Source organism: Polaromonas sp., assembly GCF_029945925.1.
GTDB lineage: Bacteria > Pseudomonadota > Gammaproteobacteria > Burkholderiales > Burkholderiaceae_C > Polaromonas.
Genome location: NZ_JAQSDN010000033.1, coordinates 189,202 through 213,635, shown reverse-complemented (window position 1 = coordinate 213,635; position 24,434 = coordinate 189,202). Strand labels below are relative to the sequence as shown.

The window sequence follows — 24,434 nt, the reverse complement described above, 5'->3', positions numbered from 1 at the left end:
CGATGCCGACCACCAGCCTTGCCCTTTACATGCAGACCCAGCGCGCGCTGTATGCGGCCGGGTTGCCGGAAAAGATCAGTGTGCTGGAAGCAGCGCTGCAACAACTGGGCGGCGGCACCGACGAACCCGGCAGCCAGGAGGCGGCGCTGTCCGCGCTGGCGCAGGCCCACAAGCTGGCGGGCTCTGGCGGCACCTTTGGTTTTCCCGCCGTCAGCGAAGCGGCGGCAACGATCGAGAAACTTCTCTCGGAAAACGCCGGTGTCCCGGGTTTTCCCTGCGCCGATGATCGTCTCACGCTGGAAGCCTGCCTGCAGGCGCTGAAAGCCGCGGCGGCCGCGGACCAGCCTGCCGCCGAGATTCCGGCTGCGGCTCCCACGGCCAGCAATGATGCCGTCGTGCCACAGCCCGCCGGACCAGCACGGATGCTTCACATCATCGATCCCGACGGGGTAGCGGCCGGCCAGCTTGCCGATCATCTGCGCCATGGCGGCTACCAGATCCGCGTGTTCACCCAGCCTGCTGCCGCCGACATGGCGGCGCGGCAGGAAGCACCGGCGGCCATTCTTGCCGACATCGCATTTTCTGCAGACCCCCTGGTGGCGTGGCCCGTGCTGGCCGCGCCCGGCCCGGCCACAGAAGGCAGGACGCCCCTGCTTCTCATGGGCGCCGGCACGGACTTCCAGACTCGCCTGGCCGCCGTGCGGGCCGGGGCGGCCGGTTATTTCCCGCACCCCGTGGATGTGCGGGCCATCACCGCCCTGCTGGGCCAACTCACCTCTGCGGAGCCGACGCAGCCCTACCGGGTGCTGATCATCGAGGACGACGAAGCGCTGGCGAGCTTTTATGCCGGCGTGTTGCAGTCGGCAGGCATGCAAACGCGCATCGTCACCGAACCCTGCCAGGTCATGGCACCGCTGGTCGATTTCCAGCCCGACCTGATCACCTGCGACATCCACATGCCGCAATGCAACGGCATCGAACTGGCCACCCTGATCCGGCAGCAGCCCGAGTTCGTCCGGGTGCCCATCATCTTCCTGTCTGCCGAGACCAGCCTGGACCAACAGGCCCAGGCGCTCCTGCAGGGCGGGGATGACTTCATCACCAAGCCGGTCTCCCCGGAAACGCTGGCCTCTGCGGCGCAGAGCCGGGCACGCCGCCACCGCAGCCTGCTCGCAGCCGAAGACACCCTGCGCATCAGCGAGGAGCGTTTCCGGCTGGTGGTCGAAACCAGCCTGGACGGCTTCCTGCAAAGCCTGCCCGACGGCACGGTGGTCGCGGCCAACCAGGCGGCCTGCACCATGTTCGGGATGAGCGAACAGCAAATCAGGGCGGCAGGCATCGCCGGTCTGCTGGACAGCAAGGATCCACGCATGGCCGGGCTGATGATGCGAGTCAGCCGCTCCGCCAGGTTCCGCGGCGAACTCGTCTGTGCGCGCGGGGACGGCACGCGTTTTCCGGCCGAGGCCTCCTCGTCGCAGCATGTGAACAGCGAGGGCGACGTGCAGGTCAGCGTGATCCTGCGCGACATCACCGAGCGCAAGCTTGCCGAGCAGCAGATCCTGCAGCTCAACGCGGAGCTGGAAACCCGCGTGGAAAACCGCACGGCCGAACTGACGGCAGCCACCCTGGAGCTGCAGGCTTTTTCGCAGGCTCTGGCCCATGACCTGCGTCAACCCTACATTGCCATCAACGGCATGACCCGGCTGCTGGAAAAGGAAATGGCGGCCGGCATCAGCGAGCGCGGCAGGCACTACCTCCAGCGCATCCGTGCCGGGGTCAGCCAGATGAACGAACGGACCGACAGCCTGCTGGCGCTGGCGCAGCTGTCGCGCACGCAGTCCCGCCGCGAGCAGGTGGACCTGGGCACCATGGCCGGGGCGGTTCTGAAATCACTCCAGCAACAGCACCCGGAACGCCTTGTGGCCACCCGGATTGAGGCCTTGCCGGCCGTGCAGGCCGACGCCGGACTGGCGCTGCATTTGCTGAACATCCTGCTGGGCAATGCCTGGAAGTTCACGTCTACGCGGGCGGACGCCGAGATCACGGTGGGCTGCGAGCCGGGCACCGATGGCGAGATGATTTTTTTCGTGAGGGACAACGGCGCCGGGTTCGACATGACGTATGCCGACAAGCTGTTTACCGCCTTCCAGCGCCTGCATGCCCCAGGCGAATTTGCCGGTGCCGGCATTGGCCTGGCGACCGCACGCCGGATTGTCACGCGCCATGGCGGACGTATCTGGGCCACATCGGCACCTGGCCAGGGCGCCTGTTTTTATTTCACACTGGCCGGCGCCAAACCTTAGTGTTGCGCCGGGCGCGCAGATCCCGGTCGTTCCCCTTCGACGCGAGGGATCTGAAACAGGCGACGTGAGCAGGAGCCGCTCAGCGCAGCCCCTTCACATAACGGGGTGCGTCCGGATCGCGCGGCTTGCGCTCGCGGTGTTTTTCGCTGTCACCAAAAAAGTTGCCGAACGTCGACTCGATGAAGCCCGACTCGGGGTAGACCTCTTCCTCGGTGTTGACCGAGCGGGCACCCTGCTGATCCGGCACCGGCGCGGCGGCGGCTGGTGGCGCGGCGTTGCGCTCCTTGACCGCATCGGCCATCATCCTGACCAGCGGCACGCGGTGCCTGGCCTCCGGAGACGCCATGATTTCCTCGAGCCGGTCGGCCCAGACGCCGAGATCGATGTGGCCATCTTCGGCCGCCTTCTCGCGCGAGAAGCGGACGATTTCGGCAGCGTATTCCGCGTTGGTCGCCATCCACTCGGTGTCGGTCACCCGCCCGGTCTTTCTGCGCAGCAACACATGAAGATGGGCAGCAATCGCAATTTTTTCGCTGGAGGGCATGTCAGGGTCCTCCATCAGGTGCCCATCCGCTCGGCATGCTGGGCAATGTCCAATCCGTCGGACTCCGAGCTGTCACTGACCCGCAGGCTGAAAACCAGCGATGTGATCCAGAGCACCACGGCCGTCATGAGCAGGCTGTAACAGAGCACAGCCCCCACACCGATGGCTTGGGTCAACACGCTGCCTTCCACGCCCGAGATGGTATTGCTGGCAAACACGCCAGTCAGCAGCGAGCCGACGATGCCGCCCACGCCGTGCACGCCAAACACGTCGAGGGAATCGTCGGCATTGAGCAAGCGTTTGAGGCCGGTCGCGCCCCAGTAGCAGGCGACGCCGGCAATCAGCCCGATGGCCAGGGCCGCGCGAGGCGAGACAAAGCCAGCCGCCGGGGTGATGGCGACCAGCCCGGCCACCAGCCCCGAACACAGGCCGAGCAAGGTGGGACGCTTGCGGACCATCCACTCGGCCGCCATCCATGACAGGGCGCCGGCAGCGGCGGCAATGTGCGTCACCGCCATCGCCAGGCCGGCCCGGCCGTCGGAGGCCACGGCGGAACCGGCATTGAAGCCGAACCAGCCGACCCAGAGCATGCCGGCACCGGCCATGGTGAGCCCGAGGTTGAAGGGCGTGAAGGCCTCACGGCCGTAGCCGCGGCGCGGCCCGAGCACGTAGGCACAGACCAGCCCCGCTACGCCGGCATTGATGTGGACGACGGAACCACCGGCAAAATCGAGCGCCCCAAGTTGGGCCAGCCAGCCATTGGGTTCCCAGACCCAGTGCGCAATCGGTGCATAAACGACCAGGGTCCACAGGCTGATGAAACACAGCATCGCGGAAAACCGCATGCGCTCCACAAACGCACCCACCACCAGCGCCGCGGTGATGATGGCAAAGGTCAGCTGGAACATTGCGTACACCGACTCGGGAATATTCGGCGCAATATGGCTGACCGCGACTTTCTGCGCGTCCTTGACATAGTCCAGACCGGCAAACCAGAGCCGCTCGCCACCGCCAATGTAGCGGCCCAGATCGCCGCTGCCCGGCGTGAAGGCCAGGGAGTAACCGACGGCGAACCACAGCAGACTGACAACAGCGCAAATGGCGACCACGCAGGCCATGGTGTTGAGCACGTTTTTCTTGCGCACCATGCCGCCGTAGAACAGGGCGATGCCCGGCAAGGTCATCAGGAGCACCAGGGCCGTCGAGGTCATCATCCAGGCGGTGTCGGCGCCATGGAGGGTATCGGCGGCCACCAGACCCGGGCGGGTCAGGGGGGCGGGGACCGGGACCGCAGGGACAGGGGCTGGAGCCGCTGTTGCGGCAGGCGGCGCGGCCACCACCTGCGCCACCGGTTCGGCAGGCGCGCTGGCAGCTGGCACGGCGGGCGCGACCTCTGCAGGGACCGGCGCCTGTGCTCCCACCAGAGTGGCGGCCAACAGCAGCCCGAGACCCCAACCCAATGAAACGAACCGCGTGTGGTGCATGGTGATTTCCGATGTGTGCCGAATGGAGCGAACATCTCGTAACAGGCATAAGTCGTGCCATGCTGCCGACGCCCTGTTTCGCTGCACCCCGGCACCCAGCCCGCCGGGAACAAGCCCCCCGGCACAGGGAAGGGAAAGTCCCGATGCACTATGGGGGTGCGCACACTACAGTCAATGATCTGCATACGAGCCAAGCTGCTCGCAGAGGGCCGAGGAGACAAACTCGCACAAACACAACAGACAACAGAATTGGCATCCAGAGAGATGTTTTTTACAAAGCGCCGGTCAACCCGGCGCTTTTTTTTGCCCGTCCGATCCGGATCACCCGAGGTGCGGGACCGGGACCGGCAGCTTGCCGCCGGCGGGGCCAATGAGACAATTCGCCGATGGAATTACTGATCGTGTCATTGGCCTCGCTGCTGGCGGGATTTGTGGATTCCATCGTGGGGGGCGGCGGGCTGATTCTGGTGCCAGCCCTGTTTGCCGTGTTTCCCACCACCCATCCGGCGACACTGTTTGGCGTGAACAAGGGCGCATCGGTCTGGGGCACGGCGGTGGCCACCGTGCAATACGCCCGGCGCGTGGACATGCGCTGGGCCGCCCTGCTGCCGGCCGCGCTGGCCGGTTTTGTCGGCTCGTTCGCCGGTGCCTGGCTGGTCACCGTGATTTCCCCGGGGTTTCTGCGCAAGGTCCTGCCGTTTGTGCTGCTGGCCGTGCTGCTCTACACCCTGGTGCGCAAGGACCTGGGACGCACCCACGCTCCGCGGTTTTCCGGTCGCGCGGAAACCTGGGCGGCCTGCACCATCGGTATCCTGCTGGGTTTTTACGACGGCTTTTTCGGCCCGGGCACCGGCAGCTTTTTTGTCTTCCTGTTTGTGCGCTGGCTGGGTTACGACTTCCTGAGCGCTTCGGCTTCCGCCAAGCTGCTCAACACCGCCACCAACCTGGCTGCCCTGCTGCTGTTTGCGTACAAGGGCCACGTCTGGTGGCATTTCGCGCTGACCATGGCACTGGCCAACGTGGCGGGCAGCCTGCTGGGCACACGCCTGGCGCTCAAGCATGGCGCGGGTTTTGTGCGTGTGGTGTTTATCGTGGTGGTCAGCGCACTGATTCTGAAAACCGGGTTCGACGCTTTCCTGAAATAGCTTCGGCAGGTCCCAGTCAGCAAGTCCTAATCCGCGTCAGGTGAAGGCACCGGCGGTGGCAGCTTGCTGAGGGCTTCGGCAATCGCCGCTGCTTTGGCCGGGTTGGTGGGGGTGGTCGCGCCCGGCCCCAGCAAGCCCGTCATTTCGGCCGCCAGGCGCGGCTTGCCGATGGGTGCAGCCGCGAGCCCCTTTTGCACGGCAGCCATGTCCACCTCGCTGGGGTACTGGCCGAGCAGCACATAGTCAAACACGCGCCGGGCAATGGGCGCCGCATGGGCCGCACCGAAGCCCGCGTTTTCCACCACCACTGCCAGCGCAATTTTCGGATGGTCTGCGGGCGCAAAAGCCATGTACAGGGCATGGTCCCGCTGGTGCTCCTCGAGCTTGCGGGCGTCGTACTTGTCTTTCTGGCCGACACCCACCGCCTGGGCCGTGCCGGTCTTGCCACCGCTGAGGTAGCCGGCACCCGCAAACACCCGGGTCGAAGTGCCCTCCTGCGTGACGCCGACCAGCGCCTTGCGGATCACCGCCACGTTTTCCGGTTTGTAGCCCAGGTTTTGCGCCGGCTGCGGCGCAATGGGCTCGATGGCCCGCGTCATCGGGTTTTGCGTGGCGATCACCAGCTGCGGTTTGTGCCGGACACCGTTGTTCGCCACCGTGGCGGTGGCCTGCGCGAGCTGCAGCATGGTGAACGCGTTGTAGCCCTGGCCGATGCCCAGCGAAATGGTTTCGCCGGGGTACCATTTCTGGTGCTGTGGTCCCTTCTTTTTGTAGGCCTCACGCTTCCACTCCTGACTGGGCAATACGCCGCGCACTTCGCCGTTGATGTCGATGCCGGTGATCTGCCCGAAGCCGAGCGGCTTCATGAAGTCGTGCATGGCGTCCACGCCGAGGTCATTGGCCAGCGAGTAATAGTAGACATTGCTCGACTTGACGATGCTCTGGTGCATGTCCACCGGGCCGAGCCCGGCCCCATGGCTGCGGAACTGGTGGCCGCCAAACATCCAGGACCCGGTGTCGTTGGTGATGCTGCCGGGCTGGCGCTTGCCGGACTCCAGCGCCGCCAGCGCCATGAAGGGCTTGTAGGTGGAGCCGGGCGGGTAGGTCCCGCGCAGTGCACGGTTCAGCAACGGCTTGTCGAGCGATTCGTTGAGGGCCTGCCAGCTTTCACTGTCGATGCCATCGACAAACAGGTTGGGATCGAACGTCGGCTTGCTGACGAAGGCCAGCACTTCCCCGGTGGACGGGTCCAGGGCCACCAGCGCGCCGCGCCTGTCGCCAAACAGGTCTTCCACCAGCTTCTGCAGCTTGATGTCGATGGACAGCATCACCGTGTCGCCCGGCACCGCCGCCGTGCTGGCGAGCTTGCGCACCGCCCGGCCACCGGCCGACGTTTCCACCTGCTCGACGCCCGTGTTGCCGTGCAGCTGGGCTTCAAAGCTCTGTTCAACGCCGAGTTTGCCGATGTAGTCGGTACCGCGGTAGTTGCCCTCCTCGTCGTTCTCCTCGATCCGCTCCTTTTCCGACCGGTTGATGCGCCCGATGTAACCGACCACGTGGCTGGCCAGTTCACCATTCGGGTAGCTGCGAAACAGCCGCGCCTTGATGTCGACACCCGGGAAGCGGAAACGCTGGGCTGCAAAACGGGCCACTTCTTCGTCCGTCAGCCGTGTGCGGATCGGCAGCGACTCGAAATTGCGGGACTCCTCGCGCAGCTTCTTGAAGCGGCGCTTGTCGCGCGGATGAATCTCCACCAGCCGCCCCAGCGCCTCGATGGTTTCCTCCAGGTCGGCCACCCTGGACGGCGTGATCTCCAGCGTATACGCCGAATAGTTGGTGGCCAGCACAACGCCGTTGCGGTCGAGGATCAGGCCCCGGTTGGGCACGATGGGAACAACCGCGGTGCGGTTGCTCTCGGCCTGTTCGTTGAGGTCGTCGTGCCGAACCACCTGCAAAAAGACCAGGCGGGCGGCCAGCAGCATGAAAGCGAGCAGGATGACCAGCCCGGCCACCAGCACCCGCGCACGGAAACGTGAAAGGTCTGCCTCGACGTTCCTGAGTTCAGTCATGGCGAGTAGGACTCAGGGCCGGCGGAAAAAGTGCCCACATTTGCAAAGCACTCCGTCTGCAATCCGGCCCCCCGTTCAAGCAGGGGCCGCGGAACCGGCTTCGCCGGGCCGCAGGCGCAGCGGCCCCCTCGGGGGGCAGGGAGTTACACGCAGTGAACGACCGTGGGGGCTTCACAAGGGTCGGTTCTGGTCGGGATTCGGCGCCCGGCGCTGCGGCGCCAGCAGCATCACGCTGACCACCGGCCACAGCAGGGATTCGGCCAGCGGCGCCAGCAGCATCAGCCAGCCGGGAAAAACACCGCCGCTGATCATGCGGATGATGATTTCCACACCGTGCGCCACAGCGAACAACGGCAGGATCTGCAGCGCCTGGGAGGGCACGGTAAACCACAGCAGGCGGCGGTGAATCATGGTGGCGAAAAAGGCCAGGGCGGTGTAGGCCAGCGCGTGCTGGCCGAGCAGGGCCGACTGGTGCACATCCATACCCAGGCCGAACATGAAGGCCAGGCCAATCCCCACACGCTGTGGCTGGTGGATGTTCCAGAACACCAGCACCAGTGCCAGGAAATCCGGCATCCAGGGCACCCGCCCGAGTGGAAGCATGTCCAGCAACAGGGCCAAGATCAGGCTGGTCCAGATGAACACCGGATTGGCGGGCAGCAGCAGCTGCTGGCCAGAGGGCATGATCATTTGCCGGCTCCTTTTTTGACGGCCACGGGCGCGGGCTCTGCGGCGCCAGAAGGCAGCTTCTCGCCGGACAAGGGCTTGACCACCATGACATGGAAAGCGGCATTGACCTGGGCCTGCGGTGTGCAGTAAATCCGGGCAAACGCCGATTCGGCACGCCGCTCTATCCGGTCGATTTTGGCCACCGGCAGCCCCGGCGGATAAACGCCGTCAACACCGCTGGTCGTCAGCAGGTCGCCCTGCTGGACATCCGAATTGCTGCCCATGAAACGCAGCTCCAGCCCGCCGCCATGGGTGGTCGGCTCGCCGAAGGCCACACTGCGCGCACCGGTCCGGGTGTTGAGCACGGGGATGGCAAGGTCGCGGTCAATTACCAGCGTGACCTCGCTGATCAGGGGATGGACGCGGGTGACCTGGCCCAGCACACCGGACTCGTCCACCACCGGCGAACCAAGCGCCACACCCTGAAGCAGGCCTTTGTCGATGATGACCTTGCGGGTGTAGGGGTCGGGGGCGTCGTAAAGCACCTGTGCGGCCTGCCCTGTGAGGGCCGCCTGTTCGCGCAGATCAAGCAGCTTTCGCAGGCGCGAATTTTCGAGTGCCAGCTGCTCGACCTGGCTGGCTCGCAGCGACAGCGTCGCCAGTTTCTGGTGGGCCGCTTCTTCGCCGGCCCGGGCCTGGCTCAGTGCAGTGAAATAACCGCCGCCATACCGGGCCGCGCGGACCGGCTGCAGGGCCAGCCACTGCACGGGGTAAAGCGCCGTCGCCACGACCGCCCGGATGGGCTGGGTGATCTTGAAACGCAGGTCGGCCACCATCAGAAACAGGGCCAATGCGCTGAAAAACATCAGCTTGGAAAGAGCCGACGGTCCCTGTTTGAAAAAGGGCGGCGGGCTTCTGTCGAGGGTTCCTAAGGGCATGGTCTGCGGTCAATCATGCGCCTGTCCGGCTGCATCGAGGAGGATGCTTATTCCGAGGTGAAGATGGAACCCAGTCTGTCCATGCGCTCCAGCGCGATGCCGCAACCGCGCACCACACAGGTCAGCGGGTCTTCGGCCACCAGCACCGGCAGGCCGGTTTCCTCGGCCAGCAGGCGGTCCAGGTCGCGCAGCAGCGCGCCGCCGCCGGTCAGCATCATGCCGCGGTCGGCAATGTCGGCGCCGAGTTCGGGCGGCGTGTGCTCCAGCGCGGTTTTCACGGCGCTGACGATGTTGTTGAGCGGGTCGGTCAGGGCTTCGAGGATCTCGTTGCTGGAGATCGTGAAACTGCGCGGCACACCTTCGGACAGGTTGCGGCCCTTGACTTCCATTTCCTTGACCTCGGAGCCGGGAAAAGCCGAACCGATGTTTTTCTTGATGGCCTCGGCCGTCGGCTCGCCGATCAGCATGCCGTAGTTGCGGCGGATGTAGCTGATGATGGCCTCGTCGAAACGGTCGCCGCCAACACGCACGCTGCCCTTGTAGACCATGCCGCCCAGCGAAATGACGCCGACCTCGGTGGTGCCGCCGCCGATGTCGACGACCATGGAGCCGCTGGCCTCGGAGACCGGCAGGCCGGCACCGATGGCAGCCGCCATCGGCTCTTCGATCAGGTAGACGTCGCTGGCACCGGCGCCCAGGGCGCTTTCGCGGATCGCGCGGCGCTCGACCTGGGTCGAACCGCAGGGCACGCAGATGATGATGCGCGGGCTGGGCTTGAAGAAGCTGCGCGGATGCACCATCTTGATGAACTGCTTGAGCATCTGCTCGGTCACGGTGAAGTCGGCGATCACGCCATCTTTCATCGGCCGGATGGCCTCGATGTTGCCGGGTACCTTGCCGAGCATGGCCTTGGCCTCGTGGCCGACAGCCTGGATGGTTTTTTTGCCTTGCGGGCCGCCTTCATGGCGGATGGCAACCACCGAGGGCTCGTCCAGCACAATGCCGCGGTCGCGCACAAAAATCAGGGTGTTGGCGGTACCCAGGTCAATCGCCAGGTCGGTGGAAAAGTACCGACGGAATGTTTCAAACATGGTGAGGGAGTCCGGTTTTGGGCATGGAGCAAACTTCGTTGCTCTATCGCCTTTTGTGATTGTTGTGAGTGGTCAAAAAGAGTCGATGGACAGGAAAATGGAGCAACACCTTGGTTCCAGAGCGTAAACCGCGCCTAAAGCGTGCAACCGCCCCTGATTTCACACCAAAGGCGGGATAATAACGCATCCCCTGAAAATCTCAGGGCGGCACCCTGCCCATTATTTCATCTTTACACCCGGTTTCGGCCCCTGTTTTATCCATGGCATTGACATCCCAAGACATCGCACGCGTCGCCAACCTGGCGAGGCTGGAGTTGCGCCCCGACGAGACCGAGCACACGCTCGGGCAGCTCAACGGCTTTTTTGCCCTCGTCGAGCAGATGGACGCCGTCAACACGGAGGGCGTTGAACCGCTGGCCCATCCTGCCGCGGTCCTGGGCCAGGTGGCCCTCAGGCTGCGCGACGACGTCGTGACCGAAACCAACCAGCGCGAAGAAAGCCAGAAAAGCGCACCCGCCGTCGAGCGTGGCCTGTTTTTAGTCCCTAAAGTGATTGAGTAAACGATGAGCACCGACCTGCACGACCTCGGCGTCGCCCAACTCGCGGCCAAGCTCGCAGCGCGCGAGGTGTCCAGCGTCGAGCTGACGCAACACTTCCTGGCCCGCATCGAAAACAATGCCGGCCTGGGCGCCTTCCTCGCCACCGACAGCGAGGTGTCGCTGACCCAGGCCCGGGCCGCCGATGTCCGCCTGGCCGCCGGCGAGCGCACGCCCCTGCTGGGCGTGCCGCTGGCGCACAAGGATATTTTTGTCACGCGCGACTTCCCGACCACGGCCGGCTCGAAGATGCTGGAGAACTACCGCAGCCCGTTTGACGCGACTGTGGTGGCCCGACTCGGCGTGGGCAGCGGCGCCGGCATGGTGACCCTGGGCAAGCTCAATTGCGACGAGTTCGCCATGGGCTCGGGCAACGACAACAGCGCTTACAAGCCGGTGCAAAATCCGTGGGACACGACCCGCGTGCCGGGCGGCTCCTCGGGCGGCTCGGCAGCGGCTGTGGCCGCGCGGCTGGTGCCGGCGGCCACCGGCACCGACACCGGCGGCTCCATCCGCCAGCCAGCCGCGCTGACCGGCATCACCGGCATCAAGCCGACCTATGGCCGCTGCTCGCGTTACGGCATGGTGGCGTTTGCCTCCAGCTTGGACCAGGCGGGGCCGATGGCGCGCAGCGCGCTCGACTGCGCCCTGCTGCTGTCCAGCATGGCCGGGCCCGACCCGGACCGCGACTCGACCTCGCTGGATCTTCCGGCGCTCGACTACGCTACTGATTTGATAGCTTCCGGCGCAGCAACGACGGGCGCCACACCCCTAAAAGGCTTGAGAATCGGGCTGCCTGCGCAGTTTTTCGGTGCCGGCTGTTCGGCCGACGTGCTCAAAGCCGTGCGCGGCGCGCTGGCTGAATTCGAGAAGCTGGGCGCAACCCTGGTGGACGTGAGCCTGCCGCTGACCGAGTTGTCGATCCCGGTGTACTACGTGATCGCCCCGGCCGAGGCCAGCAGCAACCTGAGCCGCTTTGACGGCGTGCGTTATGGCCACCGTGCCGCGCACTACACCGACCTGACCGACATGTACAAAAAGTCGCGCTCCGAAGGTTTTGGCGACGAAGTGACACGCCGCATCATGATAGGCACCTATGTGCTGTCGCACGGATATTACGATGCGTATTACCTGAAGGCACAGAAAATCCGCCGCCTGATCGCCGAGGATTTCCAGAAAGCCTTTGCGCAGTGCGACATCATTGCCGGCCCGGTGTCGCCCACGGTGGCCTGGAAGATCGGCGAAAAGTCCGACGACCCGGTCGCCAACTACCTGGCCGACATCTACACGCTGTCGTCCAGCCTGGCGGGCCTGCCCGGCATGAGTGTGCCGGCCGGTTTTGGTGAAGGCGGCATGCCGGTCGGCCTGCAGCTGATCGGCAACTATTTCAAGGAAGCGCAGCTGCTCGGTGCGGCGCACCAGTTCCAGCTGGCAACCGACTGGCACAAGCGCCAGCCCACAGGCATTTGAGTGATTGTTGAAATTGAGCCAGACCCCCCCCCCCACGAACTCCTTCGCCCAGATGCAGGCCGGCCGGCCCACCGGGCCGCTGGTGCAGGGTTATGAAGTCATCATCGGCTTCGAGACCCACACGCAGCTGACCACCCAATCGAAAATTTTCAGCCGGGCCTCGACCGCGTTTGGCGCCGAGCCGAACACGCAGGCGTCCGCGGTGGACTTTGCGCTGCCCGGCGCGTTGCCGGTGATGAACAAGGGTGCGGTGCAACGCGCCATCGAGTTCGGCCTGGCCGTGGGCGCGCACATTGCCGAAAGCAGCGTGTTCGCGCGCAAGAACTATTTTTACCCCGACCTGCCCAAGGGTTACCAGATCAGCCAGTTTGAAATTCCCGTGGTGCAAGGCGGCACGGTGGAGTTTTTCCTTCCTTCGACAGGCTCAGGACAGGCTCTGGAAAAGAAAACGGTGCGCCTGGTGCGCGCCCACCTGGAGGAAGACGCGGGCAAGTCGCTGCACGAAGACTTCATCGGCATGAGCGGCATCGACCTGAACCGCGCCGGCACGCCGCTGCTGGAGATCGTCACCGAGCCCGACATGCGTTCATCGCTTGAGGCCGTGGCGTACGCGAAAGAGCTGCACAAAATCGTGACCTGGATCGGCATCTGCGACGGCAACATGCAGGAAGGCAGCTTCCGCTGCGACGCCAACGTCTCGGTGCGCAAGCCCGGCGCTGAGCTCGGCACACGCCGCGAGATCAAGAACCTGAACAGCTTCAAGTTCATGCAGCAAGCCATCGACTATGAAGTGCGCTGGCAGATCGAGCAGCTTGAGGACGGCCATGCGATCCAGCAGGCCACCGTGCTGTTCGACCCGGACACCGGCGAAACGCGTTCCATGCGCACCAAGGAAGACGCGGCGGACTACCGTTACTTTCCCGACCCCGATCTGCCGCCACTGGTGATCTCGCGCGAGTGGGTGGAGAAGACGCGCTCGGAAATGAAAGAACTGCCGCGGGCAATGGCTGCGCGTTTCCGAAGCCAGTACGGTTTATCTGATTACGACGCCAACCAATTAACCAGCAGCTGGGGTATTGCGAAAGATTATGAGGATGCTGCAAAACTCAGCAAGGAACCTAAACTTGCTGCAAATTGGTACATCAATGCAGTCTTACCTGCACTAAGTGCATCGGATGCTTTACCCGAAGTCAGTGTTGCCAAATTAATGAGCGATGACGCGCCAGCAAAAATTGCGGCGCTTATTTCCCGCATTTCCGACAACACGATCTCCAACAAAGCAGCTAAGCAAGTTTTTGAACTGCTTTGGTCGAGAAACGCAACTTTTGCCGAGCCGGTCACTCAAGTAGATGCGTTAATTGAACAACTGGGCCTCAAGCAGATGAGCGACACCGGCGAACTTGAAAAAATCATTGATGACGTACTGGCTGCCAATGTCAAAAACGTGGAAGAGGTGAAAGCCGGTAACGCCAAAGCCATGAATGCCCTGGTCGGCCAGGCCATGAAAGCCACCAAGGGCAAGGCCAACCCCACCCAAGTCAATGAACTGCTGAAGAAAAAGCTGGGCTGAAACGTGACGGGAACAGCGAAGGGTTGCTACCAAAACAGTAGCGCCCCCCGCAATACCGACAAGGACTGATGGCCTTTTTCGCCTGAATTTCTACTTCCTGGCGGTGGGCACTGCCGCCGCGGCAGGCACCGCACCACCCATCGCCCACAGTTGGTTGAGCTTGACCAGTTCTTCGTCGAAACGCATGTTGACGCGTTTTTTCTCCGCATCCTGGTCGGCGATAAAACGTTTCTGCACTGCCACGCTGCTGTCGTTTTCCTCCAGCCGGCGCTTGAGCGAGGCCGGTGCCCTGGCCGGATCGGATTTGTAAAACTCGAAGTCGGCATCGATGGCCTTGCGCTGGCCGGCCAGTTCGGTGGTTCGCTTGCTGGCCGCCTTGATGACCACGTCGATCTGGTCCAGCGCCTCGGCGCGCTCCTTGTCGTGCACGGCCCGGCTCGGGTAACGCAGCAGCAGGGCCCGGTCGCGGCGCTTTTCCTCCGCCTCGCGGGCCCGCACTTCGGCGGCCGCCTTGTCTTTCTGCTCCTGCGCGGCCCGCTCCTGTGCGGTCAGCGAAGGCCCGACGACACGTTTGATGGTGCCCGAAGGATTGATTTCCCGCTGCGGACGGTCAATACATTCGGCAATCGGACGGTCAGCGGTGATCTTCCGGCCTGCAGCATCGACACAGCTGTAAATGCCCTGGGCCTGGGCGATGCTGCACAGGCCAGCCGCCAACGCAACCCAGGCCACAGCGGCCATCGTCTGAACTTGCATTTGCATCGCCAAGAAGGTCCTTAATCCACGCCGTAGCGCTGTCGGTAGGCCAGCACATGCTGGTAATGAGTCTGAAGCGAATTGCCGGCGGTCAGATCCGCAGTGTCTTGCGGCACACGACTCGCCTCAGACAGATACTGCAGCAAGTCGGTCAAACGGGCAATCGCGAAAACGTGCAGCCCCAGCTGATTCGTAACATATTGCACGGCGCTGTAGTTGACGTCCTGGCCGTTTTCCGTGGCCTTTTCCTGGCGGTCCAGCGCGATCGCCACCGCGTGGGGGGTTGCCCCGGCCGCCCGGATGATGGCGATCGACTCGCGCGTGGCGGTGCCGGCGGAAATCACGTCGTCGATGATCAGCACCCGGCCGCGGACCGGCGCGCCGACGAGTGTGCCACCCTCGCCGTGGTCCTTTGCTTCCTTGCGGTTGTAGGCAAAAGGCACGTTGCGGCCCAGCCGGGCGAGCTCCACCGCCACCGCTGCCGCAAGCGGGATGCCCTTGTAGGCCGGGCCAAAAATCATGTCGAACTGCAGGCCGCGCGTTTTCTCCTCGAGCAGCAGGCCGCGCGCATAAAATTGCGCAAGCCGGCCCAGTTTGGCCCCGTCGTCAAACAGCCCCGCATTGAAAAAGTAGGGGCTCAGGCGGCCAGCCTTGGTCTTGAACTCGCCAAAACGCAGCACGCCGGACTCGATGGCAAACTGCACGAATTCCTGCGCCAGCCGGCCGTCTTCGGCGGTTTGGCTGCTGTCCTGTTTTTGCCCCGGCGTAACCGTTGTGATGCTCATTGGAAGTCCCATGTTTAAATTAACCAGCCTGAATCTCAATGGCATCCGCTCCGCAGCCAGCAAGGGACTGCAGGAATGGGTGGGCCAGACCCAACCGGATTGTATTTGCGTGCAGGAACTCAAGGCCCAGGCGGCTGACGTGGCCGGCCGCTTCGAGGACATCGCCGGGCTCAAGGGCCACTTTCACTTCGCCGAGAAAAAGGGTTACTCCGGCGTCGCCATCTACACCCGCCATGAGCCCAGCGACGTGATCACCGGTTACGGCTCGCACGAATTCGACGCCGAGGGCCGTTATGTGGAGCTGCGCTTCGACCGGCCCGGCCGCAAGCAGGCGCCCAAACTGTCCATCATCAGCTGCTACTTTCCAAGTGGCTCCTCGGGCGAAGAGCGGCAGGCGGCCAAGTTCCGCTTTCTCGCGGAGTTCTACCCCTACCTTGCGAGCCTGAAGGAAACGCGCGACTTCGTGTTGTGCGGCGACATCAACATTGCGCACCAGGAGATCGATCTTAAAAACTTCAAGGGCAACAAAAAGAACAGCGGCTTCCTGCCCGAAGAGCGCGCCTGGATGACCGAACTGCTGCGCGATGCCGAGGTGGCCGAAGAAGCCCTTGAAGAGATGACCGGCAGTACCGGCCAGCCTGCGGTGAAAGCAGTGCGCGGCGGCGGTATGGTCGATGTGTACCGCAAGTTGCAACCCGCAACTACCGACGAGGCCTACACCTGGTGGAGCAACCGCGGCCAGGCCTACGCGAAAAATGTCGGCTGGCGGCTCGACTATCACCTGGCCACGCCGGCCGTGGCAGCCCTGGCCCAAAGCGAAACGATTTACAGAACCCAGCGGTTTTCCGACCACGCGCCTATCACGGTGGACTACGCCCTCACGCTTTGACCCCCGCGCCGGCACCATGCGCCAGGGCAGCCGGCAGGCGCAAGGTGGCCTTTAGCCCGCCGCCGCCGGCTGGCAGCAAGCTGAGCTCACCGCCGTACAAGCCGACCAGGTCCTGCACGATGGCCAGGCCCAGCCCGGTGCCGGGAACCGACTCGTCCAGACGCACGCCCCGGGCCCCCACCAAAGCGAGATGTGCGGCGTCGATCCCGGGCCCATCGTCCTCGATATGAACTTGCAACTGAAGAGGCAGGGCGCCGGCCAGAGGTTCAACGGCAATCGTCACGCTTGAACGTGCCCATTTGCAGGCGTTGTCCAGCAGATTGCCCAGCATTTCCTGCAAGTCCTGCTCCTCGCCGGCGAAAAAGAGCGGCGCATCGGCCGTCAGCACGGTGATGGCGATGCCTCTTTCGGCATGGACCCGCTCCATCACCCGCACCAGGCCGGCCAGCACCGGCCCGACCGCGGTGCGCTGGCCGGGCAGGCGCTGCGTCGCGGCCACCCGGGCGCGGGCCAGGTGCCAGTCGATATGGCGGCGCGACAGCCCCACCTGCTCCTTCACCAGCCGGGCCAGTTCGCTGCCCTGCGCCGCCAGCGTCCCGGCCGCGGCCTGATCCAGCACCGACAGCGGCGTCTTGAGTGCATGGGCCAGGTTGCCCGCCTGGGTGCGCGCGCGCGTCACCACCTCGGTGTTGCGGTCGAGCACGTCGTTGAAATCGTCGATCAGGGGCTGCACTTCGTTGGGAAAGCGCCCCTGCAGGCGCTGCGTCCGCCCTTCATGCACATCGGCCAGCGCACGCTGCATGGCGCGCAGGGGCGACAGCCCCACCGCCACCTGCGCCAGCGCCGCCAGCACGAGCAACACCAGAAGCACCGCCAACGACGCTGCCATCACACCGTTGAAGCTGTCCACCGCCCCGGTGACTTCCTGCATGTCGGCCGCAACCACGATGCGCCAGCGGGCATCGGGCTGCTCGGCGATTTTCACCTTGCGCTCGAGCATCAGCAGCGGGGCGTCCAGCGGGCCCGTGCCCTGGTGCACATGCACCGCGCCATCGGCCAGTTCGTCGGCGAGCAGCGGCAGACTGGTGTCCCACAGCGAGCGCGAGCGCAACACGCCCACGCGGGACAGGCCATCGGCAGCGGTGCTGTCCAGCTGCCAGTACAGCCCCGAATAGGGTTTTTGCCAGCGCGGGTCGGACAGGGCCTGGGGATCGATCAGCGGCTGGCCGGCGGCATCGAATTCGAGCCGGGCGGTGACCTGGTCGAGCTGCTGCGTCAGGGTAGCCTCGAACTGCCGCATCACGTGGTCGCGAAACAGGCCGCTGAGCAGCACGCCCGCGAGCAGCAGCGCCAGCGCCAGTGCCACCAGCGTCGCGGCCAGCAGCCGAAAACGCAGCGATGTGGCCCGACGCCAGATGCTCATGGCGGGGGCACCAGCCGGTAACCCAGCCCGCGCACCGTTTCGATCAGTTCGGGCGGCAGTTTGCGGCGCAGGCGGCCCACGAAGACCTCGATGGTGTTGGAGTCGCGCTCGAAATCCTGGGCGTAAATGTGTTCGGTGAGTTCAGTGCGCGACACCACGGCGCCCGGTCGGTGCATCAGGTAATCGAGCACCTTGTACTCATGGCTGGTCAGGCTCACCGGCTGGCCGGCCAGCGTGACGCGGCCGCTGCGTGTGTCCAGCGCCAGCGCGCCACACTGCAGCACCGCCGAGGCCAGGCCGCTGGCGCGGCGTATCAGCGCGCGCACACGTGCCAGCAGCTCTTCCATGTGAAAGGGCTTGGTGAGGTAGTCATCGGCCCCGGCGTCGATGCCGGCCACCTTTTCATGCCAGTTGTCACGCGCCGTCAGGATCAGCACCGGCATGGCCCGTCCGCCGTCACGCCAGCGCTTGAGCACGGTCAGGCCGTCGAGCACCGGCAGGCCCAGGTCGAGCACCACGGCATCGAAGGCCTCGGTATCTCCCAGGAAATGGGCGTCGCGGCCATTGTCGGCCTCGTCCACCGCATAGCCGGCTTCCTGCAGGCCGGCACGCAGCTGGGCGCGCAGCGTGGGTTCATCTTCAACCAGGAGGATGCGCATGGGCCGGCAGCGGGGTGTCAGGGACGCACATCGCGGCCGGGGCGTCGCTCGTCGTGCCTGTCCTTGCTTTTGGCGGACAACAGGGCGGCGGTCCGGGCATCCAGCTTGAGCTTGACCAGTTGGCCCTGCGGCTGCAGCAGCTTGACTTCGTAGACCCAGCGGCCTTCCTCCTGCTCCAGTTCGACTTCCATGACCTGGCCCGGGTGCTCGCGCTCCAGCCGCTCCAGCACGCTGCGCAGCGGCAGCACCTGACCCGCCTGCACCGCCTGGCGCGCCCGGTTGTGGTCGTCCTTGCTGCCGGACCAGGCCGGCTGCAGCCCCAGGCTGCCCACCAGCAGCGCCAGCACCCACAGCCCGCCCGGCCGCGAACGGCGGCGTTTGCCGGCAAGGAGGAAGGGCTGGACGGAGGTCATGGCGTGATTGTCCTGCACACATTGTGAACCGCAGATGAATGGCGCCTTCAGGAAAGGTTCAAGCGCCCTTGCCAAAAATACATCCCATCGCCTGCCACACCTGCCAACACCCGCCCAAAACGAAGAAAGCCCAGCCATGACATTGATCCGCACCTTCTCTCCCGCAGCCTTCCTGCTGGCCGCCACGCTGGCCAGTGCGCTCCTGCCCGCCGCCAGCCAGGCGGCCGACACCTCGCCCGCAGAACAGCTCAGCTACTGGGCCGCCCAGGCCGGGACCCCCGGCCATGCCGACAAGGGCCGGGCATTTTTCAACACCAAACACGGCGGTGAATGGTCCTGCGCCTCATGCCACGGCACGCCACCCACGGCGCAGGGCAAACATGCCACTACCAGCAAGTCGATAACACCGCTGGCCCCGGCGTTCAACCCCAAGGCCTTCACCCACACCGCCAAGGTGGACAAGTGGTTCCGCCGCAACTGCAAGGATGTGCTGAGCCGCGAATGCAGCGCTGGCGAAAAGGCCGACGTGCTGGCCTACCTCAACAGCCTCAAGCCCTGAGCCATGCCGTTCACCCACCGGAGTTTCTTCATGAACACCCTCCCCGCCGTCCGTTCCCTGTTGATCGCCGCCACCTTGGCCCTCGCTGCGCTGCCCGCCCTGGTCCGGGCCGACAGCAGCCGTTTGCTGCCGGGCAAGGTGCCCGCGGCCTACACCCAGGAGTGCGCCGCCTGCCACACCGCCTATCCACCGGGCATGCTGCCTGCCCGCTCCTGGGAACGCATCATGACCGGCCTGGACAAGCACTACGGCACCGACGCCTCGCTGGACGCGGCCACGGTGCAACAGCTGAGCACCTGGCTGAAGGTCAACGCGGGCACCTACAAACGCGTGGCGGAAGAGCCGCCGCAAGACCGCATCACCCGCTCGGCCTGGTTTGAACGCAAACACCGCAAGGTCGATGCCGCCGTCTGGAAACACGCCAGCGTCAAGAGCGCTGCCAACTGCGCGGCCTGCCACACCGCGGCCGACAAGGGCGATTACAACGACGACAACATCCGCTTCCCGGCCGGGCTCGACGCCCGTTACCGCCGGGCCTGGAGCGACTGATCTCAAGGAGAACCACCATGCATGTCACCCCCGCTATTCCCACCACTACCCAGACCACGCGCGCAGCGGCCGCGTCAACCCGCCGGGTGACCGACGCGCCTACGCGCATGTTCCACTGGCTTTTTGCGCTGAGCTTTCTGGGCGCCTACGTGACCGCTGACGGCGAAAGCTGGCGGCTGCTGCACGTTACGCTCGGCTACACCATGGCCGGCCTGCTGGTGTTTCGTGTGCTGTATGGCCTGCTGGGTCCGCGCCAGGCGGGCCTGGGCCTGATGTGGCGCAAGCTGGCCGGCGCGCCGGCGTGGCTGAGGTCGCTCACGCAGGGCCAATCGCTGGCCGGCATCAACTGGCGGCAGGGCCAGAACCTGCTGATGGCGCTGGCCGTGGTGGCCCTGCTACTGATGGTGGTGCCGCTGACGCTCAGCGGTTATGCCACCTACAACGACTGGGGCGACTTTCTCGGCGGCGACTGGCTGGAAGACGTTCACGAATTTTTCGGCGAGGCGTTTCTGTTTGTCGTTCTGGCCCACCTGGCGCTCATCGCGGGCCTGAGCCTGCTGCGGCGCAAAAACCAGGCCCTGCCCATGCTGACCGGCCGGATCGATGGCAAGGGGCCGGATCTGGTGCAGAAAAACCGCGTCTGGCTGGCCGCCTTGCTGCTGCTCGCCGTGCTGGCCTTCGGCGCCTGGGAGTGGCAGCAGTCGAGTCACGGACTGATCCCGGCCAGGGCCTGGAACAGCAGCCCGGCGGCCGGGCAGGCCCACGATGACGACTGACACTCTCCGCGTCCCGTCCCACCCCCCAATCATCCCCAGTGAGGAATTCATGAACGTTTACATGTGTGTCGTCTGCGGTTTCATCTATGACGAGGCGGCCGGCCGGCCCGAAGACGGCATCGCCCCGGGAACACCCTGGGCCGCGGTGCCCGCAGGCTGGGTCTGTCCGGAATGCAATGTCGGCAAGGCCGACTTCACCATGGTGCTGATCTGAACACCCGCCAGCCGGCGGCCTGGCTGCGCAGCACCTGCGCGAAGAAGGGTCAAACCCAAGGGACGTGAACCCGTGGCGCTCACCGTGCGCCCGGGGCCAGCCCGCTTGCACCCTCCGCAGAAGATGGGAGAAGAAGCGAGAAGCAGCAAGAAGAGGGGGCGTTCGATCTTCTTTAAACTCAAGCCATGCACATCCTCTGGACCTACCTGCGTCCGCACCGCGCGCTGGCGGCGCTGGCGCTGCTGCTGGCGGCCATCAGCCAGGTGCTGGCCCTGATCGATCCGATCATTTTCGGCAAGATCATCGACGGTTACGCGGTCGGCCACCCCGGCATGTCTGATGAGGAGCGGGTGTCGGGCGTACTCTGGCTGCTCGGCCTGGCGGTGGTGATTGCCGTGTTGTCGCGGCTGGCCAAGGCGCTGCAGGAGTATGTGACGCGGCTGGTCGTGCAGCGCTTCGGCACGCAGATCTTCAACGACGGACTGCGCCAGGTGCTGCGCCTGAAGTTCCAGGAGTTCGAGGACCTGCGCAGCGGGGAGACCCTGTCGCTGCTGCAGAAAGTGCGCGCCGACTGCGAACGCTTCATCAACACCTTCATCAACACCGTGTTTGCCGCGCTGGTCGGCATGGGCTTTCTCTGCTGGTACGCCATCACCACCCACTGGCTGCTGGTGCCGGTGTTCCTGGTGGGTGTGCTGGTGATGGGCGGGCTGACCGGGCTGCTGAGCCGCGAGATCAAGACGCAGCAGCGCTCCATCGTGCGCGAGACCAACCGCAATTCGGGCTTCATTGCGGAATCGCTGCGCAACATCGAGCTGATCAAGAGCCTGGGCCTGACCTTCACCGAGATCCGGCGCCTGCAGGCGCAGACCCTGCAGGTGTTTGCGCTCGAGATGCGCAAGGTCAAACGCATCCGCCTGCTGTCCTTTCTGCAGGGCACAACGCTGAGCCTGCTCAAGCTCGGCATCCTGTTTGCGCTGCTGTGGCTGATCTTTCGTGACGTGCTGAGCACCGGTGAGCTGATTGCGATGCAGTTCATCTCGGTGGCGATTTTTGCGCCGCTGCAGGATCTTGGCAATGTGATCGTCGCCTGGCGCGAGGTCGAGGCCTCGCTGCTGAACTTCGACGTGCTGATGAAAAAGCCGGTCGAACAGCGTCCCGAGTCACCGCAGGACATCGGGCCGGTCACCCACCTGCGTTTTGCCAATGTCAGCTTCCGGCACAAGGGCGCGCCCGACAACGCGCTGGAGGACATTTCCTTTTCCGCCGGCCTGGGCGACACCATCGCGTTTGTGGGCCCGTCCGGCTCGGGCAAATCCACGCTGGTCAAACTGCTGGTGGGCCTGTACACGCCGGCCAGCGGCGAGGTGTTCTACAACGACATCTCGACGCGGGACCTGCGCTACAACGAGGCGCGCCGGCAGATCGGATTTGTGACGCAGGAGACACACCTGTTTGCCGGCACCATCCGCGACAACATGCAGTTCGTGAAAGCCGACGCCACCGATGCGGAGATTATGGCGGCGATGGAGCAGGCCTCCTGCGCCTACCTGCTGGACAAGTCCCCCGAGGGCCTGGACACGCAGATCGGCGAGATGGGCACCAAGCTGTCCGGCGGCGAAAAGCAGCGCCTGTCGATTGCGCGCGCCCTGATCCGGCAACCACGCCTGCTGATTTTCGACGAGGCCACCTCGGCGCTCGACTCCATCACGGAAGAGCAGATCACCGACACCGTGCGGCGCGTGTCGGCGCGCAGCAGCCAGATCACGCTGCTGATCGCCCACCGGCTCTCGACCATCATGCATGCCAACACCATCTTCGTGCTGGAAAAGGGACGCATCGTGGAAAGCGGCGACCATGCCGCGCTGCTGGAGCGCAAAGGCCTGTATTACGCGATGTGGCGTCAGCAGATCGGCGAGCGGCCGGATCCGCGCCGCGCCTTGGAACCGTTGCCGGAAGAAGAAAAAGACGACGTTCTGCCGTCACCGGATGCTATGGATATGTGAGCTGGTGACGCCCGAATCATCAGGGCTGAAGCCGGTTTTTATCTGAATTTTCGGGAGCGCGCGCCTACCGCATCGCCTGACCGTGCTGGCGTGCCAGATGCACCTGGTGCAGCGTGATCTTGCGCACCTCGGCCTGGCTGGCCTGGATGTGGGCGCGCAGCAGCAGGGCCGCCTGGTCGCTGCGCCTGCGCTGGATCGCCTTGAGGATCTTGGCGTGTTCCTCATAGGTCGCATCGATGCGCGGCTGCTTGGTGAAGTCGAGCCGGCGGATCACGCGAATGCGTTCGGTCACGTCGCGGTGCACACGGGCCATCTCGGCGTTGCCGGCCGCCGCCACCAGCGCGCAGTGAAAGGCCTCGTCCCACTGCGCAACCTGCACGGTGTCACTGCTGCGCTGCTCGGGGCTGACCAGCCAGATCGCGGCCAGGTCGTCCAGCAGCGCCGGGTTGACCTTCAGCGCGTCTTCACACAGGCGATGCGCCGCGGTGGTTTCCAGCACCATGCGCAGGTCATACAGCTCTTCGAACTGGTTGAAGTCAAAGGGCAACACGCGCCAGCCGCTGCGAAACAGCACCTCGACAAAACCTTCATGCTGCAGGCGGAACAGCGCCTGGCGCACCGGTGTGCGCGACACACCCAGGCGTTCGCTGATTTCGGTTTCGGTGAAGCGGTCGCCCGGCACCAGCTTGAATTCGGACACGTCGCGCTTGAGCTGCTCGTACACCTCGTCGGCACGCGAGCGGTGGGCAGGGGCCTCGGCAAGAGCAGGCAAAGGGCGGGCAGCGGTGTGCATGGCGGAACTCTAGCAGTCTTGCAGCAAAGGCAGCAGCTGGCCGCTGGCAGCGGTCCAGCCGACGATAGCGCCCTGCGCCCGCATCATCTCCACCGCCGCCGCCTTGAACGCCGGGAAGTAACTTTCGGTGCAGTCTTCCAGCAGCAGGCTGTCGTAGCCGCGGTCGTTGGCCTCACGCATGGAGGTCTGCACACACACCTCGGTGGTGACCCCCATGAACAGCAGGTGCGTGATGCCTTTTTGCTGCAGCAGCTCGTGCAGCGGGGTGGCGTAGAACGCGCCCTTGCCCGGCTTGTCGATGACGATCTCGCCGGGCAGCGGCGCCAGCGCGGCAACGATCTGGTTGCCCGGCTCGCCGGCGATCAGGATGCGGCCCATCGCCCCCATGTCGCCGATGCGAAGCGAAGGATTGCCGCGGTTGCGCTTGGCAGGCGGGCAATCGGCCAGGTCGGCCCGGTGCGCTTCCCGGGTGTGAACCACGAGGCCGCCGGCGCCGCGCCAGGCTTCGAGCACCGCCTGACAGGCCGGCACGATAGCCTGCAGCAGAGAGACATCGTTGCCCAGCGTCTCGCCAAAACCACCGGGCTCGATGAAGTCGCGCTGCATGTCGATGATGACGAGGGCGGTGGACTTCAGCTCGAAGTTGTAGGGGAAGGGTTGGGCTTGGTTTAGTTGCATGGTCGTGCTGTTATTGGTTTCATGCAAATGCCTTCGCCAGTGCAGGAGCCTGAGG

General features: G+C 64.8%; 24 protein-coding genes. 11 read left to right on the top strand and 13 right to left on the bottom strand.

All coding sequences use genetic code 11. The features are described from left to right. Nucleotides 1-2: 2 nt before the first annotated feature. Entirely contained in the window at nucleotides 3-2,303 is a 2,301-nt protein-coding gene (locus PSV40_RS08555; protein WP_300536534.1) for a response regulator, read from the top strand. A gap of 79 nt (nucleotides 2,304-2,382) precedes the next feature. Here the strand turns inward: PSV40_RS08555 and PSV40_RS08550 are convergent, their stop codons facing one another. Both PSV40_RS08550 and PSV40_RS08545 read right to left on the bottom strand, forming a co-directional pair. Then, nucleotides 2,383-2,847 carry a hypothetical protein gene (locus PSV40_RS08550; RefSeq protein WP_300536609.1) on the bottom strand — a complete coding sequence of 155 codons (465 nt, stop codon included), beginning with the start codon at nucleotides 2,845-2,847 and terminating at the stop codon, nucleotides 2,383-2,385. A gap of 14 nt (nucleotides 2,848-2,861) precedes the next feature. Continuing rightward, nucleotides 2,862-4,061, bottom strand: a complete 1,200-nt coding sequence (locus tag PSV40_RS08545; protein WP_300536601.1) for an ammonium transporter — start codon at nucleotides 4,059-4,061, stop codon at nucleotides 2,862-2,864. Between the two features lie 656 nt (nucleotides 4,062-4,717). On the opposite strand from PSV40_RS08545, the gene PSV40_RS08540 reads away from it, so the two are divergent. Next, the gene (locus PSV40_RS08540) at nucleotides 4,718-5,476 is read left to right on the top strand and encodes a TSUP family transporter (protein WP_300536532.1); all 759 of its coding nucleotides are present in this window, start codon (nucleotides 4,718-4,720) and stop codon (nucleotides 5,474-5,476) included. Between the two features lie 26 nt (nucleotides 5,477-5,502). Here the strand turns inward: PSV40_RS08540 and mrdA are convergent, their stop codons facing one another. From mrdA to PSV40_RS08520, 4 genes are all read right to left on the bottom strand, one after another. Beyond that, a complete protein-coding gene (gene mrdA, locus PSV40_RS08535) occupies nucleotides 5,503-7,545 on the bottom strand; it encodes a penicillin-binding protein 2 (RefSeq protein ID WP_300536530.1) in 2,043 nt (680 codons plus the stop codon). A 171-nt stretch (nucleotides 7,546-7,716) separates the two neighbouring features. After that, complete coding sequence (gene mreD, locus PSV40_RS08530; RefSeq protein WP_300536528.1) at nucleotides 7,717-8,235, bottom strand: rod shape-determining protein MreD; 519 nt, start codon at nucleotides 8,233-8,235, stop codon at nucleotides 7,717-7,719. Next, entirely contained in the window at nucleotides 8,232-9,152 is a 921-nt protein-coding gene (gene mreC / locus PSV40_RS08525) for a rod shape-determining protein MreC (RefSeq protein ID WP_300536526.1), read from the bottom strand. Before mreC ends, mreD begins: the two co-directional genes overlap by 4 nt. Before the next feature lie 47 nt (nucleotides 9,153-9,199). Beyond that, nucleotides 9,200-10,243, bottom strand: a complete 1,044-nt coding sequence (locus tag PSV40_RS08520) for a rod shape-determining protein (RefSeq protein ID WP_077592290.1) — start codon at nucleotides 10,241-10,243, stop codon at nucleotides 9,200-9,202. Nucleotides 10,244-10,503: 260 nt separating this feature from the next. Here PSV40_RS08520 and gatC point away from each other — a divergent pair, with 260 nt between their 5' ends. Genes gatC through gatB form a run of 3 tightly spaced genes read left to right on the top strand, consistent with a single transcriptional unit; the run spans nucleotide 10,504 to nucleotide 13,879 of the window. Further along, complete coding sequence (gatC, locus tag PSV40_RS08515; protein ID WP_300536524.1) at nucleotides 10,504-10,803, top strand: Asp-tRNA(Asn)/Glu-tRNA(Gln) amidotransferase subunit GatC; 300 nt, start codon at nucleotides 10,504-10,506, stop codon at nucleotides 10,801-10,803. Nucleotides 10,804-10,806: 3 nt separating this feature from the next. Beyond that, nucleotides 10,807-12,309, top strand: coding sequence for an Asp-tRNA(Asn)/Glu-tRNA(Gln) amidotransferase subunit GatA (gatA, locus tag PSV40_RS08510; RefSeq protein ID WP_300536522.1), 1,503 nt, complete (start codon nucleotides 10,807-10,809; stop codon nucleotides 12,307-12,309). Between the two features lie 52 nt (nucleotides 12,310-12,361). After that, a complete protein-coding gene (gatB, locus tag PSV40_RS08505) occupies nucleotides 12,362-13,879 on the top strand; it encodes an Asp-tRNA(Asn)/Glu-tRNA(Gln) amidotransferase subunit GatB (RefSeq protein WP_300536599.1) in 1,518 nt (505 codons plus the stop codon). A 90-nt stretch (nucleotides 13,880-13,969) separates the two neighbouring features. Here gatB and PSV40_RS08500 read toward each other — a convergent pair whose 3' ends face one another. Both PSV40_RS08500 and pyrE read right to left on the bottom strand, forming a co-directional pair. Continuing rightward, nucleotides 13,970-14,635 carry a DUF4124 domain-containing protein gene (locus PSV40_RS08500; protein WP_300536520.1) on the bottom strand — a complete coding sequence of 222 codons (666 nt, stop codon included), beginning with the start codon at nucleotides 14,633-14,635 and terminating at the stop codon, nucleotides 13,970-13,972. A gap of 20 nt (nucleotides 14,636-14,655) precedes the next feature. Continuing rightward, nucleotides 14,656-15,420 (bottom strand): orotate phosphoribosyltransferase, encoded by a 765-nt coding sequence (pyrE, locus tag PSV40_RS08495; protein WP_300536518.1) that lies wholly within the window; start codon nucleotides 15,418-15,420, stop codon nucleotides 14,656-14,658. Between the two features lie 10 nt (nucleotides 15,421-15,430). Between pyrE and PSV40_RS08490 the strand changes: the two genes are divergently transcribed. Continuing rightward, entirely contained in the window at nucleotides 15,431-16,309 is an 879-nt protein-coding gene (locus PSV40_RS08490) for an exodeoxyribonuclease III (protein WP_300536516.1), read from the top strand. On the opposite strand, the gene PSV40_RS08485 is transcribed toward PSV40_RS08490, so the two are convergent. Genes PSV40_RS08485 through PSV40_RS08475 form a run of 3 tightly spaced genes read right to left on the bottom strand, consistent with a single transcriptional unit; the run spans nucleotide 16,299 to nucleotide 18,804 of the window. After that, nucleotides 16,299-17,732: a sensor histidine kinase gene (locus tag PSV40_RS08485; RefSeq protein WP_300536514.1), complete on the bottom strand. Its 1,434-nt coding sequence runs from the start codon at nucleotides 17,730-17,732 to the stop codon at nucleotides 16,299-16,301. The two genes, PSV40_RS08490 and PSV40_RS08485, sit on opposite strands and share 11 nt — an antisense overlap. After that, nucleotides 17,729-18,391, bottom strand: coding sequence for a response regulator transcription factor (locus PSV40_RS08480; RefSeq protein ID WP_300536513.1), 663 nt, complete (start codon nucleotides 18,389-18,391; stop codon nucleotides 17,729-17,731). Before PSV40_RS08480 ends, PSV40_RS08485 begins: the two co-directional genes overlap by 4 nt. Nucleotides 18,392-18,408: 17 nt before the next feature. Beyond that, nucleotides 18,409-18,804, bottom strand: a complete 396-nt coding sequence (locus tag PSV40_RS08475; protein ID WP_300536511.1) for a PepSY domain-containing protein — start codon at nucleotides 18,802-18,804, stop codon at nucleotides 18,409-18,411. Between the two features lie 136 nt (nucleotides 18,805-18,940). Here PSV40_RS08475 and PSV40_RS08470 point away from each other — a divergent pair, with 136 nt between their 5' ends. The 5 genes from PSV40_RS08470 (at nucleotide 18,941) to PSV40_RS08450 (ending at nucleotide 22,908) form a co-directional block, all read left to right on the top strand. Continuing rightward, nucleotides 18,941-19,363 (top strand): DUF1924 domain-containing protein, encoded by a 423-nt coding sequence (locus PSV40_RS08470; protein WP_300536509.1) that lies wholly within the window; start codon nucleotides 18,941-18,943, stop codon nucleotides 19,361-19,363. Nucleotides 19,364-19,393: 30 nt separating this feature from the next. Then, nucleotides 19,394-19,912: a diheme cytochrome c gene (locus PSV40_RS08465; protein WP_300536508.1), complete on the top strand. Its 519-nt coding sequence runs from the start codon at nucleotides 19,394-19,396 to the stop codon at nucleotides 19,910-19,912. 17 nt (nucleotides 19,913-19,929) lie between these two features. Continuing rightward, nucleotides 19,930-20,688: a cytochrome b/b6 domain-containing protein gene (locus tag PSV40_RS08460; RefSeq protein WP_300536506.1), complete on the top strand. Its 759-nt coding sequence runs from the start codon at nucleotides 19,930-19,932 to the stop codon at nucleotides 20,686-20,688. A 49-nt stretch (nucleotides 20,689-20,737) separates the two neighbouring features. Next, nucleotides 20,738-20,902 carry a rubredoxin gene (locus PSV40_RS08455; RefSeq protein ID WP_300536505.1) on the top strand — a complete coding sequence of 55 codons (165 nt, stop codon included), beginning with the start codon at nucleotides 20,738-20,740 and terminating at the stop codon, nucleotides 20,900-20,902. Between the two features lie 185 nt (nucleotides 20,903-21,087). Then, nucleotides 21,088-22,908, top strand: a complete 1,821-nt coding sequence (locus tag PSV40_RS08450; protein WP_300536504.1) for an ABC transporter ATP-binding protein — start codon at nucleotides 21,088-21,090, stop codon at nucleotides 22,906-22,908. A 64-nt stretch (nucleotides 22,909-22,972) separates the two neighbouring features. Here PSV40_RS08450 and PSV40_RS08445 read toward each other — a convergent pair whose 3' ends face one another. Then, nucleotides 22,973-23,701 carry a GntR family transcriptional regulator gene (locus tag PSV40_RS08445; RefSeq protein ID WP_300536502.1) on the bottom strand — a complete coding sequence of 243 codons (729 nt, stop codon included), beginning with the start codon at nucleotides 23,699-23,701 and terminating at the stop codon, nucleotides 22,973-22,975. 9 nt (nucleotides 23,702-23,710) lie between these two features. Further along, nucleotides 23,711-24,379, bottom strand: a complete 669-nt coding sequence (locus PSV40_RS08440; RefSeq protein ID WP_300536500.1) for a cysteine hydrolase — start codon at nucleotides 24,377-24,379, stop codon at nucleotides 23,711-23,713. Between the last annotated feature and the right edge of the window lie 55 nt (nucleotides 24,380-24,434).

Coding starts and splice junctions, on each gene's coding strand:
- PSV40_RS08555 (WP_300536534.1), top strand. CDS start 3: ATGCCGACCACCAGCCTTGCCCTTTACATGCAGACCCAGCGCGCGCTG.
- PSV40_RS08550 (WP_300536609.1), bottom strand. CDS start 2,847: ATGCCCTCCAGCGAAAAAATTGCGATTGCTGCCCATCTTCATGTGTTG.
- PSV40_RS08545 (WP_300536601.1), bottom strand. CDS start 4,061: ATGATGACCTCGACGGCCCTGGTGCTCCTGATGACCTTGCCGGGCATC.
- PSV40_RS08540 (WP_300536532.1), top strand. CDS start 4,718: ATGGAATTACTGATCGTGTCATTGGCCTCGCTGCTGGCGGGATTTGTG.
- mrdA (WP_300536530.1), bottom strand. CDS start 7,545: ATGACTGAACTCAGGAACGTCGAGGCAGACCTTTCACGTTTCCGTGCG.
- mreD (WP_300536528.1), bottom strand. CDS start 8,235: ATGATCATGCCCTCTGGCCAGCAGCTGCTGCTGCCCGCCAATCCGGTG.
- mreC (WP_300536526.1), bottom strand. CDS start 9,152: ATGCCCTTAGGAACCCTCGACAGAAGCCCGCCGCCCTTTTTCAAACAG.
- PSV40_RS08520 (WP_077592290.1), bottom strand. CDS start 10,243: ATGTTTGAAACATTCCGTCGGTACTTTTCCACCGACCTGGCGATTGAC.
- gatC (WP_300536524.1), top strand. CDS start 10,504: ATGGCATTGACATCCCAAGACATCGCACGCGTCGCCAACCTGGCGAGG.
- gatA (WP_300536522.1), top strand. CDS start 10,807: ATGAGCACCGACCTGCACGACCTCGGCGTCGCCCAACTCGCGGCCAAG.
- gatB (WP_300536599.1), top strand. CDS start 12,362: ATGCAGGCCGGCCGGCCCACCGGGCCGCTGGTGCAGGGTTATGAAGTC.
- PSV40_RS08500 (WP_300536520.1), bottom strand. CDS start 14,635: ATGCAAGTTCAGACGATGGCCGCTGTGGCCTGGGTTGCGTTGGCGGCT.
- pyrE (WP_300536518.1), bottom strand. CDS start 15,420: ATGAGCATCACAACGGTTACGCCGGGGCAAAAACAGGACAGCAGCCAA.
- PSV40_RS08490 (WP_300536516.1), top strand. CDS start 15,431: ATGTTTAAATTAACCAGCCTGAATCTCAATGGCATCCGCTCCGCAGCC.
- PSV40_RS08485 (WP_300536514.1), bottom strand. CDS start 17,732: ATGAGCATCTGGCGTCGGGCCACATCGCTGCGTTTTCGGCTGCTGGCC.
- PSV40_RS08480 (WP_300536513.1), bottom strand. CDS start 18,391: ATGCGCATCCTCCTGGTTGAAGATGAACCCACGCTGCGCGCCCAGCTG.
- PSV40_RS08475 (WP_300536511.1), bottom strand. CDS start 18,804: ATGACCTCCGTCCAGCCCTTCCTCCTTGCCGGCAAACGCCGCCGTTCG.
- PSV40_RS08470 (WP_300536509.1), top strand. CDS start 18,941: ATGACATTGATCCGCACCTTCTCTCCCGCAGCCTTCCTGCTGGCCGCC.
- PSV40_RS08465 (WP_300536508.1), top strand. CDS start 19,394: ATGAACACCCTCCCCGCCGTCCGTTCCCTGTTGATCGCCGCCACCTTG.
- PSV40_RS08460 (WP_300536506.1), top strand. CDS start 19,930: ATGCATGTCACCCCCGCTATTCCCACCACTACCCAGACCACGCGCGCA.
- PSV40_RS08455 (WP_300536505.1), top strand. CDS start 20,738: ATGAACGTTTACATGTGTGTCGTCTGCGGTTTCATCTATGACGAGGCG.
- PSV40_RS08450 (WP_300536504.1), top strand. CDS start 21,088: ATGCACATCCTCTGGACCTACCTGCGTCCGCACCGCGCGCTGGCGGCG.
- PSV40_RS08445 (WP_300536502.1), bottom strand. CDS start 23,701: ATGCACACCGCTGCCCGCCCTTTGCCTGCTCTTGCCGAGGCCCCTGCC.
- PSV40_RS08440 (WP_300536500.1), bottom strand. CDS start 24,379: ATGCAACTAAACCAAGCCCAACCCTTCCCCTACAACTTCGAGCTGAAG.